Here is a 15471-nt window from a genome sequence, read left to right as displayed (position 1 = left end):
GTCAGCGCGGTCATCCGCGCCCGACCGCTCGGTGCGGTGATGTGGGTGCGATCAGTTGGTTACGCGCGCGCTCGGGCGCGTCGCAAGGGTGGTGATGAAGGTGGCGATCTCGTCGGGATTCTCTTCGGCCATGAAGTGCCCGGATGCGGTCGGCTGGAAGGTCAGGTCCGGCGCCCAGGCCCGCCACAGCGATGCGGCGTCGAAGCCAAGCTGGGAGCCCCAGTCCTGTGAGATGACACCCACCGGCATCGCGAGCTGTGCGCCACGCTCACGGTTGACTCGATCCATCTCCAGATCGATGCTCGCGGTGGCCCGGTAGTCGGCCACGATGGAGTCGACCGCGGCGACCGAGCTGTCGATGTAGTAGGCGCGCTCCTCAGGGGTGAAAGTCGTGCCGCCGGGGTCCCACGCGTCCAGGAAGGAGCCGAAGAACTCCGGAGCGACTGCGCGGATCATCTTCTCGGGAAGCCCGATGGGCTGAGCCATCAGGTACAGGTGCCAGGCGACCTTGGCGTCGACTCCCCGCAGAACGGCCCACGTGTCGAGGGTGGGCAGGACGTCGAGGATCCCCAGGTAGTCCACGACGGCGGGGTGGTCCAGGCCCGCGCGGACGGCGACCAGTGCACCGCGGTCGTGCCCGACGAGCCCGAAGCGGTCCACGCCGAGGGCGGACGCGACCGTTACGATGTCCTGAGCCATCGTGCGCTTGGAGTACGTGGCGGGGTCACTCCCGTCCGGCTTGTCGCTGGCGCCGTATCCGCGCAGGTCAGGGATGACAACCGTGTGGTCGTCGGCGAGCCTCGCCGCGACGTGGCGCCACATGTAGTGGGTCTGCGGGAACCCATGCAGAAGGACCACGGCCGGCCCGCTCCCGCCGGCCGCGACGTTCAGGTTGACGCCGTTGGCGCCGGGGATGGCCTGGTAGTCGAAGGCTTTGATCGTCAGGCGGCTGGTCATGCGTTCTCCTTCGCGTCAGGCGCGGCGGTCTCATGGGCGGTGGGGGCCGGGTGGCCGGAGAAGATCCCGGCGGGCAGGGGGGCCCGCCCGGACGATGCCTTCAGGGCTGGGATGACGATGGTGTCGACGAGTGCGGACAGGTACTCCTCGTCGACCGCGAGGTCGTTGACCCGTCGCAGCAGGAGGGCGGCACCGACCACCTCGTCGAATGCGAAAGGGTCCGCGCCGTCGGGCAGCTCGCCGCGCGCGATCGCGGCGTCGATGACCTGTCGCGGCAACCGAGCTCCTGTCGGGCCGACGGCGTTCTCGATGGCATCGCACAGGTCCGGGTCCTCCAGGCCCGCCTGCAGGAGCAGCATCGTGGTCTGACTGTCCGCAGCGCGCATGGTCTGGTCCAGGCGCCGGCACAGGCTCAACACGTCCCCGCGCAGGCTGCCCGTGGCGATCGGCTCGCCGGCCCCGCGCTGTGCGGGCCCGGCCTTGACCGCAGCGATCACCATTTCCCGCTTGGAGCCCCACCGTCGATACAGGCTCGCCTTGGACGTCTGGCACCGTCGGGCGACCTCCTCGAAGGACGTCCCCTCGTAACCGGACTCCGCCAGCACCTCCAGTACGACAGCAGTGATCCGCTGATCCAGAGCCACATCACGGGGACGGCCACGCGCCGCCCTCTCAACACTATTTCGATACGTCACGGCCCGTATCGTAATGCATGAGGACCGAACTCCAGTAACCAACGCCTCCGGTCGGTACAGTCAGGCCGGCCGCGTCGTCGCCGGTCACGGTCCTCCCCCGTGAGGACCGTGACCGGACGGGGCCGCCCCATGCGGCGGCGGGCGCTCAACCGGTTCGACCATCTGCGCCAGGCGAGGTTGGGCCGGCCTACTCGTCGCGGGCGGCGGACCGTTCGGCGATCTCGGTCTTCACCGTCTCGTGCAGCTCGTCCGACGTGAAGCCGAGGTTGCGCAGAATCCGCGCGGCCGGGCTCTCTTCCACGCGGATCAGGCCGAGGAGCGTGTGCTCCGTGCCGACCCAGTCGTGGCCGAGATCGGCCGACGCGCGGGACGCCTGCTCGATGGCGTCCTTGCTCTCCGGCCGGAACGCGATGTGACCCCGCAGCGCCTTCTGCCCGGCCGGCGGCATGGCCTCCTCGATCGCGTCGCGGATGCGTTGCTCCGACTCGGTCTTCGCCGTCAGCACCTCGTACGCCAGGCCCCGGGGTTCGCCGAGCAGGCCGAGCAGGAGGTGTTCGGTGCCGATGAAGTCGTGCTTGTGCGTACGGGCGGCCTCCTGTGCCAGCACGATGCTGTGCCGGTTCAGGTCGGTGAACCGCTCGAACACGTTCGGCGCGTGGCGTTGCTGGGCGGCCTGCTTGGACACCCCGATGGCGTCGCCGACCTCGCTCCACGACGCGCCGGCCTGCTTGGCCTTGCCGACGTAGTGGCCGACGAGCTGGTCGGCGAGGTCGGACAGGGTCTGGGCACGCAGTTGCGCCTCGCTGATGCGGGCCAGGTGGTCGGCGTCGGGGAGTTCCTCGTCGAGCCGGGCGATCAGGTCGGCGAGGCTGATGTTGAGTGGACTCATGCGTCAACCGTAGCTTGACGATTCTCTCATCGTCAATCCGTAATTGACGCCCAATCCGACCCTGCTCGGCCCGAGCCGCGTAGCCGCCTCCCGATCACCTTCCGGGAGCCGGTCACCGAGAACCGCTCGGCCCGCCGGCCTCCTCCTTCTCCTCGGAGGCGCCGCAGCAGGCGTCACCGCCCGCGACCACCGTCGCGCTCGCGCCGATCGTGTCCGCGTCGGCCTTGACCACGTACACCTCCCAGGGCTCTCCTCCGGGGCCGTGCACCCAGACCTTGTCCTGGAGGGCGTAGCAGCAGGTGGCGTCGTTCTCCTCGAAGGTCGCGAGGCCGGCCTCCCTGAGCCGCTCGGTCGCGTCCGTGACCAGGGAGGTGTCCTCGACCTCCACGCCGAGGTGGTCCATCCGGGTGGGCTCGCCCTCCTCGCCTTCCAGCAGCACCAGCTTCAGCGGCGGCTCGGCGACGGCGAAGTTGGCGTAGCCGGGCCGCCGCTTGGCGGGCTCGACGCCGAACAGCTTGGAGTAGAAGGCGATCGACCCTTCCAGGTCGGCGACGCGCAGGGCGAGCTGGACACGGGACATGGGCTCCTCCGGGACTGTGAAGCGGCAGGTAAGGCCGCTGTTTCGATGATTGTCTAATCAAGATATAGCGGCAGTTTGCGCCTTTGGATAGAGCCGTGTCAAATTAGAGCCATGTCGAAACAGGGGTCGCCGATCGCCGAGGCCGGCGTGGACGGGTCCGGCGTGGGGTGTTGCGCCCCGCTGGCATCCGAGCCGTTGCCGGAGCGCGAGGCCGTGGAGCTCGCACCGCTGTTCAAGGCCATCGCCGATCCCGTACGGCTGCGCCTGCTGTCGCTGATCGCCTGCCACGAGGGCGGCGAGGCGTGCGTGTGCGACCTCACGGCGGCCTTCGACCTCACTCCGCCGACGATCAGCCACCACCTCAAGGTGCTCAGGCAGGCCGGGCTCATCGGCTCCGAACGCCGCGGCACCTGGGTGTACTACTGGGTCAACTCCGGCGTGCTGGCCCGGATGTCGGCGCTGATCGGCCCGGCTTAGACCCCCGTACCCGGCCCGTACCACCGCACTGGCAGCAGAGGCGATCGCCACCCCGAGCCCGAGGGGGGCGATCCTGGGGCCGGTGCCACGCGCCGATGCCCTCTACGTGATCGACGCGACCGTCGCGGACGTCGCCGTCCCTCATCATTGCTCGCGGACCGGACGAACCTGGTTCCAGGTGTATCGCACAACCCGGTCGGCTTTACAAAGTAGATTTAGTTGCTCTCGTACAGGAGCTGTGTTCAAATGAACACATGGAAAGTGCCGACCGCATGCGTGCGATCATGAATGCGCTGCGCACCACCGACAGCGTCTCCGTGGCCGAGCTGGCACTGGCATACGGGGTATCGGAGATGACCATCCGCCGCGACCTCGACGAGCTCGCCCAGCAGGGCGTGGTCCGCCGGGTGCGCGGCGGCGCGCTGAGCCTGCTGCTGCGCGGCGAGGAGCCGCCGTTCGGGGTGCGTGAGCGCGAGGCGGTCGATGCCAAGCGGCGTATCGCGGCGGAGGTCGCCTCCCTGCTGGCCGATGGTGAGGCCGTGGTGCTCGACGGCGGCACGACCGCGCTGGAGGTCGCGCGGGTCGTACGCGACCGCCGGCTGACCGTGCTGCCGCTCGCACTCCAGGCGGCGCAGGAACTCGCCGCCGCGCCCCGCGTCCGTCTCGTGCTGCCCGGCGGAGAGGTGCGCCACGGCGAGATGAACTTCGTCGGCCCGCTCACCGAGGCGTCCATCAAGGCCCTGCGGTTCGACACCGCGGTCGTCGGCTGCTGCGGCCTGTCCGCCGAGCACGGCCTGACCGCGCACGACCTGCCCGAAGTGGCCATCAAGAAGGCCGCGATCGCCTCGGCCCGCCGGGTGGTGGTGGTCTGCGACTCGGGTAAGTTCAACCGGACGGCGTTCGGCGCGGTCTGCGGACTCGACCGGCTCGACGTCGTCGTCACCGACGACGGGATCCCCAAGGATCAGCACGACGCCCTCGCCGCCGCCGGAGTCACCGTACGCACGGTCCCGGCCGTGGCGTCCGTTCCCTGACCGATCCCCGCCACCGCGGATCCTGCCGGCCGTCCCGCACACGAGCCCGCCACGATGCCCCATCACGACGCCTACGGAGGTCACCCGCCCGCCCACGTCACCCCGCCTACCGTCGCGTGGTGTTTCCCGCACCGGCCAAGCCGCCCGTCTTCCGTCAGCGCATCCGTCCCGGTCCTCGCGCCAACCCCCGTCACAGGGCCGTTGTCAGCGTGCCGCTGGCACTGTCCACCGTTACCGTCCACAGTCACACGCAACGCGTGAAGTCAGGCGGCTCTAAGGGCCGGCGCGGCGTCACCGCTCTCCCCCGAGCACCCAGCGCGCCTGGACACGTGAGTCCGGCCGCCCCTCACGCACGCCGGACGTGATCGATCACACATAGTCGGGTGTTCGTCCGAACACCGCCACAGCTCCGGCCGCTCGTAGCACTCCACCCGGCCAGGCCCTGCCGCCGGGGTCCTGCCCGCCACCACCGCCTTCGAGGAGCGATGCGTCATGGCTCTGTCCGCCCCCGCCCGTCCGGCGCTCGTGCGCGCCCGGGTGGCCGTCTACGGGCTGTTCCTGCTGTCCGGGATGGCCATCGGCACATGGACCAGCCGGATCCCCGCGATCAAGGCCGACCTGCGGCTCAGTGACGGCGCGCTGAGTCTGGGACTGCTCGGCATCGCCGTCGGCGCGATCACCGGCATGCAGATCGTCGGCCGGTTGGTGGACAGGTACGGCAGCTACCGGACGATGCTGCCGGTGGCCCTCGCGCAGGGCGTCGTCCTCGTGCTCCCCGCCTATGCCCCGAACCTGGCGACTCTCGCGTTCGCCCTGTTCGTCTTCGGCGCGGTGCACGGCACCCTCGACGTCGCGATGAACGCCAACGCCGTCGTGGTCGAGCGGGCCTACGGCACGCCGATCATGTCGTCCTTCCACGCGGTGTTCAGCGTCGGCGGGTTCGCGGGGGCGTCCGCGGGCGGGCTGTTCGCCCACGCCGATGTGAGCCCGGCCCTGACCTTCGTGTCGGTGGGCGTGGCCATCCTGCTCGTCGCGCTGCTGAGTGCCCGCTGGGCGCTGCGCGACGCCCCGCCGGGGCGTACGGCACCGGCCGCCCCGGTCACGCCCTCCGGAAGCGGCCCGGCCCGGCGGCGCGTCAGCGGCGGCGTGCTGTTCCTCGGCGTCCTGGCGTTCTGCTGCCTGGTCGGCGAGGGTGCCTCTGCCGACTGGGGGTCGGTCTACCTGCGCGACAACCTGGGGTCCTCCCCCGGCTTCGCCGCCGCGGCGTACGCCGCCTTCTCGATCATGATGACGGCCGGGCGGTTCGCCGGAGACCGTCTCGCCGCCTGGCTGGGCCCGGTCACACTGGTGCGCTGCTGCGGGCTGCTCGCCGGGGCGGGCCTCGCTGCCGGGGTCCTCGCCGGCCGGCCGGTCGCCGGTGTCGTGGCGTTCGGGCTGTTCGGCGCGGGCCTGTCGTGCATCATCCCGCAGGTGTTCTCGGCCGCCGGGCACCGCGACCCCGCGCAGTCGGGCCGGGCGCTGGCGGCCGTGGCGAGCCTCGGCTACACCGGGTTCCTCACCGGCCCGGTGCTCATCGGCGGCCTGGCGGAGGCCGTCACCCTTCCGTACGCGCTGCTGGTGCCCGCCCTGCTGGCACTGTTCGTCGCCCTCGCGGCGCCGGCCGTACGCGCGCCGCGGCGTGAGCCCGCCGATCAGGCGCCGGTGACCCTGACGCCGCCGAAGACGCCGTAGCCGCATACGTGGCGGCCGGGGCCGCCACGCGACCGCCGAACAGGCTGAAGCCGTCGACCTCGACGGCCGCGTCGGCGGGCACCCGCAGCCGCACCCCGCCCAGGAGGCCGGGGTGATTGGGGGGTGGTCAGGCGGCGAGGAACTGGTCGTAGGCGAGCTTGGCGACCAGGGCGGCCACCACGCACAGCAGGACGACCCGGACGAACCCCGAGCCGCGGCTGAGCGCCATCCGGGCGCCGATCTGCGCCCCGGCGATGTTGCAGGCGGCCATGGCCAGTCCCACGGCCCACAGCACGTGCCCCTGGGCGGCGAAGACGGCGAGGGCGCCCAGGTTCGTGCCGGTGTTGATGACCTTCGCCGTGGCCGAGGCGTGGACGAAGTCCATCCCGAGGATCGAGGTGAACGCGATGAGCAGGAACGTCCCGGTGCCCGGCCCGAGGATGCCGTCGTAGTAGGCGATCGCCATGCCCGAGACCAGCAGCGCCGCCACGACCCGCCCGCGGGTACGCAGGTGCGGCTGGGGCAGGCGGCCGAACGCCGGTCGCAGGGTCACGAACGCGGCCACGCCCAGCAGCACGACCATGACGAGCGGCTTCAGCACGGCGGCGTCGAGCAGGGCCGCCGACGCGGCGCCCAGACCGGCGAAGGCGACCGCCAGCGCGGCGGCGGGCACGGCCACGGCGCGGTCCAGTTTCGTCCTGCGGGCGTAGGTCACGGCCGCCGAGGCGGTGCCGAAGATGGCGGCGGACTTGTTCGTCGCCAGCGCCTGGACCGGCGGGACACCGGCCAGCAGCAGCACCGGAAGCTGCAGAACGCCCCCGCCGCCGACGACGGCGTCGACCCATCCGGCGGCCACCGCGGCGAGCAGCAACAGCACGATCTGCCCGGCGTGCATGCGCCACCGTCCTCCTTTTGCCGCCGCTCGGCCCTCGCTTGACCGGCGCCTGACAGAGCCGAGCCTAGGTCATGTCTGGCAAATCATGCCCTGCTGCGCCTCGCTGCGTTGCCGTGGTCGCCGATAACGCTGTTGTCAGCCCCTCCTCCGCCTTGCGATGCATCCACCTGGATCCCCACTCGCGACGGGCAGCATTTGTCAGGCACTCCCCAGCGGGCGGCCGTCACCCCGGCGCCGGGGCCCCTTCCGACCGGGGCGTGTCATGGTCGCGCCGACGATTGCCGCCGTCGATGAACGGTGACACGAGGCTGACGGGGCGCGTACGTTCGGCGTCGATCGTGGTTCGGCATGGACGAGCCACGCGCTGTTTCCTCTCGGTCCCGTGACCGGCGGTACGCCGCGGTCACGCTGCTGCTCTGCCTCATCGTGTCCGCCGTCCTCGCCGCCGGGGGCCGGCTGGTCCGCACCGGCGCACAGGAGGAGCCGCCGCCGTTGTCCGGCTCAACGCCGGCGTCGGCTGCCGCGGCCCTGCCGTGGACTCTGCCCTGGCCATCGACGGGGCAGGCGGCGGTCGAGATCGCCGGGCGGGCGGGCAGCCTCCGTGTGCACGGCGAGCAGCGGCCCGTGCCGATCGCGAGCGTCACCAAGGTGATGACCGCCCTGGTGGTTCTTCGCCACCACCCGCTCGGCGGGAACGACACCGGGCCGCCCATCCGGGTCGACCGGCAGGCGGCGATCGAGGCGGAGAACCGCGACGAGTCCACCGTGCCGGTCACCGAAGGCCAGATCCTCACCGAGCGGCAGCTTCTCGAGCTGATGCTGATCCCCTCGGGGAACAACGCCGCACGTCTGCTGGCCCGCTGGGACGCCGGCTCGGAGCAGGCCTTCGTCCGGGAGATGAACGCGGCCGCCGCCAGGCTGGGCATGACCAACACCACCTACACCGGGGCGAGCGGGTACGAGCCCACCACGGTCAGCACGGCGGTGGATCAGCTCAAGCTGGCCGGGCAGGCCATGAAGAACCGCGTGCTGCGTGACATCGTCGCCACCGTCAGGACCACCGTGCCGGGCGTGCCGGGCGAGATCGTCAACTCCAACAAGCTGCTCGAGTTGCCCGGGGTGGTCGGCATCAAGACCGGCACCAGTACGCCGGCGGGCGGAGCGCTGCTGTGGGCCGTCCGTTCCGCTTCCGGGGCCCGCGACCGGCTGATCCTCGGCGTGGTTCTGGGCCAGGGCGACCCCGGCGACACGCTCGAGGAGAAGAAGGAGGCCGCGTTCGCCGCGAGCAGGGAGCTGATCGCGGCGGCCCGGCGGCCGCGCGTGCCCCTGGAACGCCCACCGGCGACCGGTGGAGGGGACGCCACCGTCACTCCGGGCATTCCCGGGCGTCGGCGTTCCGCCCGGCGCCGACGACGGTGATCTTGACGGCGTTTTCGGGCGCCGCGGCGGCGGCCGTGCACACGATCTGCTTGACGGCCAGCGCCGACAGGTCACCGGCCGCGGCGGACAGGGTCACCGCCAGCTGGCCGGGCGGCCCGGCGGTCACCGAGAACGGGGCGGCTTCGGGCGGGACACCGGTGGTGAGCCCGTGCGCCTGTTCCTCCGCGGTGGGCCCGGCCGCCAGCAGCGCGAGCCGGTCGGCCGGGAACAGCGGACGGCCGCTGGATTGCCGCGTCACCGCGCTGAGACGGCCGTTCTTCACGAGGTAGAGGGTGATCGTCGTGGCGCGTGCGACGGTTCCGCTCGGCGGATCCGCGCCGGTGATGACGTCGCTGGGCCGCACGCCGCAGCCGGCCAGGACGGCGAGCGACAGCAGGCCCGCGCCGAGGACACCGCGGGCGGACCCGGGCCTCACTCCGGGTCTCATTCCGGGTCTCCGTCCGGATCGTGTGCCCGGCGCGGCAGGCGCAGCGTGAAGACGGCGCCGCCGTCCGGGGCGTTGGCGACGGTGAGGTCGCCCTGGTGCAGGCGTGCGTTCTCCCGCGCGATGGCAAGGCCCAGTCCGCTGCCCTCGGACCTGGCCCGGGCCGCGCTGGCCTTGTAGAACCGGTCGAACACGTGCGGCAGCACCGCTTCGTCGAGTCCCGGCCCGTGGTCGCGGACCTCGACGGCGATCCAGTGCGGGTCGGCGCGAAGCCGTACCGACACCGGCGGTTCGCCGTGCCGCAGGGCGTTGCCGACCAGGTTGGCGAGGACGACGTCCACCCGGCGCGGGTCCAGCCACGCCGTCACCGCGACCGGGAGCTCGGTGCGGACCAGCTCCGACCAGCCCCGGACCCGCAGGGTCGCGCGCACCAGCTCGGCCACGTCGACCTCGTTCAGCGCGAGGGCCGCCACGCCGGAGTCGAACCTGCTGATCTCGATGAGGTCGTTCACGAGCGCGGTGAGGTTGAGCGTCTCCCGGCTGACCAGCCTGGCGGCCCGGCCCGCGGGCTCCGGCAGCCCGGCCGCCTCCTCGTCCAGAACGTCGGCGACCGCGGCCAGCGCGGCCAGCGGCGTGCGCAGCTCATGGGACACGTCGGCCACGAACCGGCGGGCGTCGGCCTCCATCGCGCGCAGCTGCTCGACGTGCCGTTCCAGCTCCGCGGCGGTGTCGTTGAACGTGCGCGCCACCTCGGCCAGCTCGTCGGAGCCGCGCACCTCGATCCTGGTCCGCATCTCGCCCCTGCCCAGCAGGCGTGCCGCCCGGCCGAGCTCGCGCACCGGGCGCAGCACGCCACGGGTGGCGAGCGACGCGAGGACGACCGCGAACGCCAGGGCCACCCCGCCGTTCTTCCAGGCGGACGCGGCGAGTTCGTCGATGCTGAGCTGTTCGGGAAGCAGGCTGCGCGCGGAGTAGACTTCGATCCCCGACACCCGCGCCGTCCGGTCCCGCTCGACGATCAGCAGCGGCGTTCCGATGATCAGGAAGGGCGCCCCCTGCCAGACCACGCGCTGCCACGCGATCTCGCCGCGGGCCACCGCCCGCCGCAGTTCTCCGGGGATCGCCCCGGGCTCCAGGGCCGGGGCGCTCTCGCCCAGTCTCCAGTCTCCCGGCGGCCCGGCCGGCGCGTTCGGGATCGCTCCAGGATCCATCGCTCCGGGGTCCAGGGCCGGCCCGCCCGCGGCCGGCCTCCGGTCCCCCGGCGGCGGCCTGACCGGCGCGTACACGCCGTGATAGAGGGCGATCGCGGAGCTGTTCCGGTCGGTCACCGCGGCGGCGATCTCGCCGAGCTCGTCCGGGCCAGGCGCCGGATTCCGCAACGGGTAGAGGGCCTGCAGGCGGCTTCTCATCGCCTGCACCGCGGCGTCCTGGGTCCGCAGCAGGATGGCGGTGCGGGCCTGGACGTACATCCCGCCGGCCACCGCCGCCGCGGTGACCACGCACAGCAGCGCGAAGGCGGACAGCAGCCGGGCACGCAGCCCCAGGCTCGGCCGAGATGCCACCGGCGGGCTCACACCGGCCCGAACCGGTAGCCGAACCCACGCACCGTCTGCACGTAGACGGGCGCCGCCGTGTCGTCCTCGATCTTCGCGCGCAACCGCTGCACGCACGCGTCCACGAGACGCGAGTCGCCGAAGTATCCGTGCTCCCACACCGACTCCAGCAGTTGCTGGCGGCTGTGCACCCGGCCCGGCGTGCCGGAGAGTTCGAGCAGCAGGCGCAGCTCGGTCGGGGCGAGGCTGACCGGCACGCCGCGGTTGGCGACCACCAGCCCGGCCCGGTCGATGGTCAGGTCCCCGTACCGCTCCAGGTCCGCCTGGTCGCGGCCGACCCGCCGGAGCACCGCGCGGATGCGCGCCTCGAGCACCCTGGGCTGCACCGGCTTGACCACGTAGTCGTCGGCGCCCGCCTCCAGCCCGGCCACCACGTCCATGTCGTCGCCGCGCGCGGTGAGCATGATGATCGGTAACTCCCGGGTGGCCCTGATGCGGCGGCAGATCTCGAACCCGTCCATGCCGGGCAGCATCAGGTCGAGCACGACGACGTCGGGAAGGTCCGTACGCAGCCGCTCCAGCCCCTGCTCACCGGACTCCACCGCCCGCACCCGGTACCCGTGCCGGCTCAGGGCGAGCTCAAGGCCCTCCCGCACGGCCGGGTCATCCTCGATCAGCAACACTCGCGACACGCCGCCGGGTTTCACCGCACGCTCCACAACTCGCCTGCCGGGCAACCCCGTCCATTGTGGCGCGGCCGTGTCCCCGCCTCGTCCGCGGCCTGTCATGGTTGTGTCACGACCGAGCCGGCGGCGGCCGACAAGGACGTACGTGGAGCACGTGCGCGGAGGTCAGATGGGGCCGCGGCCGTCGTCGAGGTCCATCGGCCAGGGCGACTCGCTGCCGCTTCCGGACGGTCCGGGGGTGGGCCGCTGCGGCACCGGTGAGGCGGGCTCGGGCGGCGGGCTGGGCACGAACTGCGTGTTCGGCAGCGGCCGGGCCGGTTCCTGCTCGTCCTCGCCGCGGAAGAGCAGCAGCCAGGCGGCCACGAGGAGCACGAGCACCAGCGTGGCCAGCAGCGTCGAGGCGAGCACGACCGAGCGCCGGGTGGCGACCGCCGGCGGCGGCGGGGCCGGCGGGCCGGGCACCGCGGGGGTGGCGTCGCCCTGCCAGTAGTGCAGGAAGTCGGGCCCGTGCCGCTGCCCGATGAGCGTGCCGGACACCGTGACCGGGTCGAGGAACCGCTCGGCCCCCGGGGCGTTCGGCGCGTACGGCACGGCCACCCAGGGGGCCGGACCGTCGTGCATGGCCAGGACGGGCGGCGTGTCGGGGGCGACCCGGCCGCGCATCCGGTCGACCAGCGTGGCGCCCCATCCGAGCACGCCCGTACGGCCCTGCCGCTCGGCCTCCTTGATCGCGGTGACGAACCGGTCCCGGGCCGCCGCGTCGAGGGCGGCGCCGCTGCTGAGGACCGCCACCGACACCACCCGGCCGTCGGGCGCCTGGCCCAGGTAGACGAGCCCGGCCTGGGCCGTGCGCAGGCGTGCCTGCAGCGCGATCGGCCCCACGTGGGCCGGGTCGCCGTACTGAAGAGGGGTCACCATCTCCTCCACATCAAAACACACAAGCACGACAACTCATGGGCGCGATAGGGGGTGTGGCGCGCGCCCGGACGGGCAAATGGGAGAGAAATGGATTCTCCCGCCGAGTCACGGTTGAATAACGAGCATGACCGTTGCCGATGAACGCAGTGACCCCGAGCCCGGCGAGGGCGTCGCGGAGCAGGAGGACGGGGAGGCTCGGCTGGATTCCCTGATGGACGCGCTCGCCGAGGTCCGCCGTGTGATCGTCGGGCAGGACCACATGGTCGAGCGGCTGCTGGTGGCGCTGCTCGCCCGCGGGCACTGCCTGCTCGAAGGCGTGCCGGGGGTGGCCAAGACCCTCGCGGCCTCGACACTGGCCGTCGTGACCGGTGGCTCCTTCGCCCGGATCCAGTTCACCCCCGACCTCGTGCCCAGCGACATCGTCGGCACCCGCGTCTACCATCCCGGTTCCGAGAGCTTCGACGTCGAGCTCGGGCCGGTGTTCGTGAACTTCCTGCTGGCCGACGAGATCAACCGGGCCCCGGCGAAGGTGCAGTCGGCGCTGCTGGAGGTGATGGCCGAGCGGCAGGTCACGCTGGCCGGGCGGACCCACCCGCTGCCCCGCCCGTTCATCGTGCTGGCCACGCAGAACCCGATCGAGTCCGAGGGCGTCTACCCGCTGCCCGAGGTGCAGCGCGACCGGTTCCTGTTCCGGGTGGTGGTGTCCCATCCGAGCGCCCACGAGGAGCTGGAGATCCTCCAGCGGATGAGCGTCCGGCCGCCGGTGCCGAGGCCGGTGCTCGACCCGGCCACCCTGCTGCGGCTGCAGGACATGGCCGAGGAGGTCTCGGTCCACCAGCTCGTCGCCGACTACGTCGTACGGCTGGTCATGGCGACGCGGACCCCGTCGGAGTACGGCCTGCCCGACCTGGAGGACACGATCGAGATCGGGGTGAGCCCCCGGGCCACGCTGGGCCTGATCTCGGCCGGGCGGGCGCTGGCCCTGCTGCGCGGGCGCGACTACCTGCTGCCCGACGACATCCGCGACGTCGCCGTGGACGTGATGGCGCACCGGCTGATGCTCACCTTCGACGCGCTGGCCGACGAGGTGGACCCCGCCGAGGTCGTCGGGCGCATCCTGCAGACCGTGCCGCCGCCCCTCGTGGTGTGGAACCAGGGCATGCGATGAGCGGCGCGAACCCCGATCAGGCGCTGCGGCGGCTGGAGCTCACGGTGGTGCGGCGGCTCGACGGGCTGCTGCAGGGCCGCCACCAGGGCCTGATCCCCGGGCCGGGCAGCGAGCACGGCGACAGCCGGGTGTACGTGCCCGGCGAGGACGACGTGCGCCGCATGGACTGGGCGGTCACCGCCCGCACGACGGTCCCGCACGTGCGGGACCTGATCGCCGACCGGGAGCTGGAGACCTGGGCGCTGGCCGACCTGTCGGCCAGCATGGAGTTCGGCACCGCCGAGGTCTCCAAACGCGACCTGGTGATCTCCGCCGTGGGGGCGATCGGGATCCTCGCCGGACGGGTGGGCGACCGGTTCGGCGCCTACGTCCTGTACGGCGACGATGTGCACCGGTATCCGGCCCGGCAGGGCCGGCCCCGGCTGTACGCGTTACTGCACTCGCTGCTCGGCGCGCCGCCCGCGCAGGGCTCGGTCGATCTCGGGGAGGGTCTGGAGATGATGGCGGCGGCGCACCGCAAACGGGGGCTGCGGGTGGTCGTCTCCGACTTCCTCGACCCGGCCGACTCCTGGGAGCCGCCGCTGCGCCGCCTGGCCGCGCGGCACCAGGTGCTGGCCGTGGAGGTGGTCGACCCGCGCGAGCTGGAGCTTCCCGACGTGGGTTTCGTCACCCTCACCGACCCGGAGACCGGGCGCTCGCGCGGCGTCCACCTGTCGCGCGGGCTCAGGGAGCGGTACGCCGAGGCGGCGGCCGAGCAGCGCTGGGAGATCCGTACGGCGCTGCGCCGGGCCGGGGCCGCGCACCTGGTGCTGCGCACCGACCGCGACTGGGTGTTCGACCTCGCCGGGTTCGTGCTGCGGCAGCGGCGCACGGCCCATCTGATGCGGCGGGCCGCGGGCAGGAGGGCGGGCGCGTGACCTTCCTGTCCCCCGGCTGGCTCTGGCTGTTCGTCCTGGTCGCCGCGCTGGTCGCGGCGTACGTGGCGCTGCAGTTCGCCCGCCGCCGCTACACGCTGCGCTTCACCAACCTGGCGCTGCTGTCGCTGGTGGCGCCGGAGCGGCCCTCGTGGCGGCGGCACGTACCGGCGGCGCTGTTCCTGATCATGATGGCCCTGCTGGTCATGGGCGCGGCCAGGCCCGCGGGCGCGGTCAAGGTGCCCAGGGACCGGGCCACCATCATGATCGCCGTGGACGTGTCGCTGTCGATGGATTCCAACGACGTCGAGCCCACCCGGCTCGTCGCGGCCAAGCAGGCCGCCCAGCAGTTCGTACGGGACCTGCCGGACCGGTTCAACGTCGGAGTGGTGGCCTTCGCCCGGTCGGCGGCCGTGGTGATCTCCCCCACGACCGACCACGCGGCCGTGACCACCGCGATCTCCAGCCTGACCACCCGGGCCGGCACGGCGATCGGCGAGGCGGTGTTCAACTCGCTCGACTCGGTCAGGTCGTTCGACCAGCGGGCGGTGACCGATCCGCCGCCCGCGGCGATCGTGCTGCTGTCGGACGGCGACAACACCTCCGGCCGGTCGGTCAACGAGGCCGTGGAGGCGGCGGTCGGCGCCAAGGTGCCGGTGTCCACGATCGCGTACGGCACGCCGGAGGGCACCGTCACGATCGACAACCGGTCGGTGCAGGTGCCGGTCAACAAGGCCACGCTGCAGTCGTTGTCGGACGGCACCGGGGGCCGGGCGTACACCGCCGAGTCCGGCAGCGAACTGCGGGATGTCTACGCGCAGATCGGCACGTCGCTCGGCTTCAAGGTGGTGCACCAGGAGATCACCCAGCGGTTCCTCGTCGCCGCGATCGTCGCCGGGATGCTCGCCGCCGCCGCGGCCATGCTGCTCGGCGCCCGCATCCCCTGACCGGATCACGCTCGCGTCCCGGCGACCGGCGCCCACGGGCCGCCGCGCCGCCGGGCGCCGGCGGGTGACGGGGAGCGGCCCCTGAGGAGTCTGGGTGCGGAGATCGGCCGGTGACTCTCGGTCGCGCATCAAGGACTTCAACTAGTCACCGTGCGGCTACGGA

At 72.5% G+C, this 15471-nt stretch carries 16 protein-coding genes; 7 read left to right on the top strand and 9 right to left on the bottom strand.

Annotated elements, in window-relative coordinates:
* Positions 1–51: 51 nt before the first annotated feature.
* The 4 genes from F5972_RS14535 to F5972_RS14520 all read right to left on the bottom strand — a co-directional run bounded on the left by F5972_RS14535 (position 52) and on the right by F5972_RS14520 (position 3121).
* The gene (locus F5972_RS14535; RefSeq protein ID WP_150934034.1) at positions 52–957 is read right to left on the bottom strand and encodes an alpha/beta fold hydrolase; all 906 of its coding nucleotides are present in this window, start codon (positions 955–957) and stop codon (positions 52–54) included.
* Positions 954–1652 (bottom strand): TetR/AcrR family transcriptional regulator, encoded by a 699-nt coding sequence (locus F5972_RS14530; RefSeq protein ID WP_150934033.1) that lies wholly within the window; start codon positions 1650–1652, stop codon positions 954–956. Before F5972_RS14530 ends, F5972_RS14535 begins: the two co-directional genes overlap by 4 nt.
* A 187-nt stretch (positions 1653–1839) precedes the next feature.
* Entirely contained in the window at positions 1840–2541 is a 702-nt protein-coding gene (locus F5972_RS14525) for a Clp protease N-terminal domain-containing protein (protein WP_150934032.1), read from the bottom strand.
* A gap of 112 nt (positions 2542–2653) precedes the next feature.
* Positions 2654–3121: an ArsI/CadI family heavy metal resistance metalloenzyme gene (locus F5972_RS14520; RefSeq protein WP_150934031.1), complete on the bottom strand. Its 468-nt coding sequence runs from the start codon at positions 3119–3121 to the stop codon at positions 2654–2656.
* A gap of 111 nt (positions 3122–3232) precedes the next feature.
* Between F5972_RS14520 and F5972_RS14515 the strand changes: the two genes are divergently transcribed.
* The 3 genes from F5972_RS14515 to F5972_RS14505 all read left to right on the top strand — a co-directional run bounded on the left by F5972_RS14515 (position 3233) and on the right by F5972_RS14505 (position 6363).
* A complete protein-coding gene (locus tag F5972_RS14515; protein ID WP_150934030.1) occupies positions 3233–3598 on the top strand; it encodes an ArsR/SmtB family transcription factor in 366 nt (121 codons plus the stop codon).
* A gap of 272 nt (positions 3599–3870) precedes the next feature.
* On the top strand, positions 3871–4632 hold the full coding sequence (locus F5972_RS14510) for a DeoR/GlpR family DNA-binding transcription regulator (protein WP_263641829.1): 762 nt from the start codon (positions 3871–3873) through the stop codon (positions 4630–4632).
* Positions 4633–5124: 492 nt separating this feature from the next.
* A complete protein-coding gene (locus tag F5972_RS14505) occupies positions 5125–6363 on the top strand; it encodes an MFS transporter (RefSeq protein WP_150934028.1) in 1239 nt (412 codons plus the stop codon).
* Positions 6364–6490: 127 nt separating this feature from the next.
* Here F5972_RS14505 and F5972_RS14500 read toward each other — a convergent pair whose 3' ends face one another.
* Entirely contained in the window at positions 6491–7258 is a 768-nt protein-coding gene (locus F5972_RS14500; RefSeq protein ID WP_150934027.1) for a TSUP family transporter, read from the bottom strand.
* A gap of 348 nt (positions 7259–7606) precedes the next feature.
* Between F5972_RS14500 and F5972_RS14495 the strand changes: the two genes are divergently transcribed.
* On the top strand, positions 7607–8677 hold the full coding sequence (locus F5972_RS14495; RefSeq protein WP_150934026.1) for a D-alanyl-D-alanine carboxypeptidase family protein: 1071 nt from the start codon (positions 7607–7609) through the stop codon (positions 8675–8677).
* Here the strand turns inward: F5972_RS14495 and F5972_RS14490 are convergent.
* From F5972_RS14490 to F5972_RS14475, 4 genes are all read right to left on the bottom strand, one after another.
* A complete protein-coding gene (locus tag F5972_RS14490; protein ID WP_150934025.1) occupies positions 8625–9125 on the bottom strand; it encodes a GerMN domain-containing protein in 501 nt (166 codons plus the stop codon). The genes F5972_RS14495 and F5972_RS14490 overlap by 53 nt on opposite strands.
* On the bottom strand, positions 9122–10684 hold the full coding sequence (locus F5972_RS14485; RefSeq protein WP_225311489.1) for a sensor histidine kinase: 1563 nt from the start codon (positions 10682–10684) through the stop codon (positions 9122–9124). Before F5972_RS14485 ends, F5972_RS14490 begins: the two co-directional genes overlap by 4 nt.
* An 8-nt stretch (positions 10685–10692) precedes the next feature.
* The gene (locus F5972_RS14480) at positions 10693–11367 is read right to left on the bottom strand and encodes a response regulator transcription factor (protein ID WP_191910123.1); all 675 of its coding nucleotides are present in this window, start codon (positions 11365–11367) and stop codon (positions 10693–10695) included.
* A gap of 159 nt (positions 11368–11526) precedes the next feature.
* Positions 11527–12279, bottom strand: a complete 753-nt coding sequence (locus tag F5972_RS14475) for a hypothetical protein (RefSeq protein WP_225311488.1) — start codon at positions 12277–12279, stop codon at positions 11527–11529.
* A 124-nt stretch (positions 12280–12403) separates the two neighbouring features.
* Between F5972_RS14475 and F5972_RS14470 the strand changes: the two genes are divergently transcribed.
* From F5972_RS14470 to F5972_RS14460, 3 genes are read left to right on the top strand one after another with little or no spacing between them, the layout of a single operon-like run.
* Positions 12404–13447: an AAA family ATPase gene (locus F5972_RS14470; RefSeq protein ID WP_150934023.1), complete on the top strand. Its 1044-nt coding sequence runs from the start codon at positions 12404–12406 to the stop codon at positions 13445–13447.
* The gene (locus tag F5972_RS14465; RefSeq protein ID WP_150934022.1) at positions 13444–14364 is read left to right on the top strand and encodes a DUF58 domain-containing protein; all 921 of its coding nucleotides are present in this window, start codon (positions 13444–13446) and stop codon (positions 14362–14364) included. Before F5972_RS14470 ends, F5972_RS14465 begins: the two co-directional genes overlap by 4 nt.
* Complete coding sequence (locus tag F5972_RS14460; RefSeq protein ID WP_150934021.1) at positions 14361–15308, top strand: VWA domain-containing protein; 948 nt, start codon at positions 14361–14363, stop codon at positions 15306–15308. The genes F5972_RS14465 and F5972_RS14460 overlap by 4 nt, the downstream gene beginning before the upstream one ends.
* Positions 15309–15471 lie beyond the last annotated feature (163 nt).

Source organism: Microbispora cellulosiformans (assembly GCF_008728085.1).
GTDB lineage: Bacteria > Actinomycetota > Actinomycetes > Streptosporangiales > Streptosporangiaceae > Microbispora > Microbispora amethystogenes.
The sequence above is the reverse complement of the archived record's forward strand: the minus strand, read 5'-3'. Positions and strand labels throughout refer to the sequence as shown.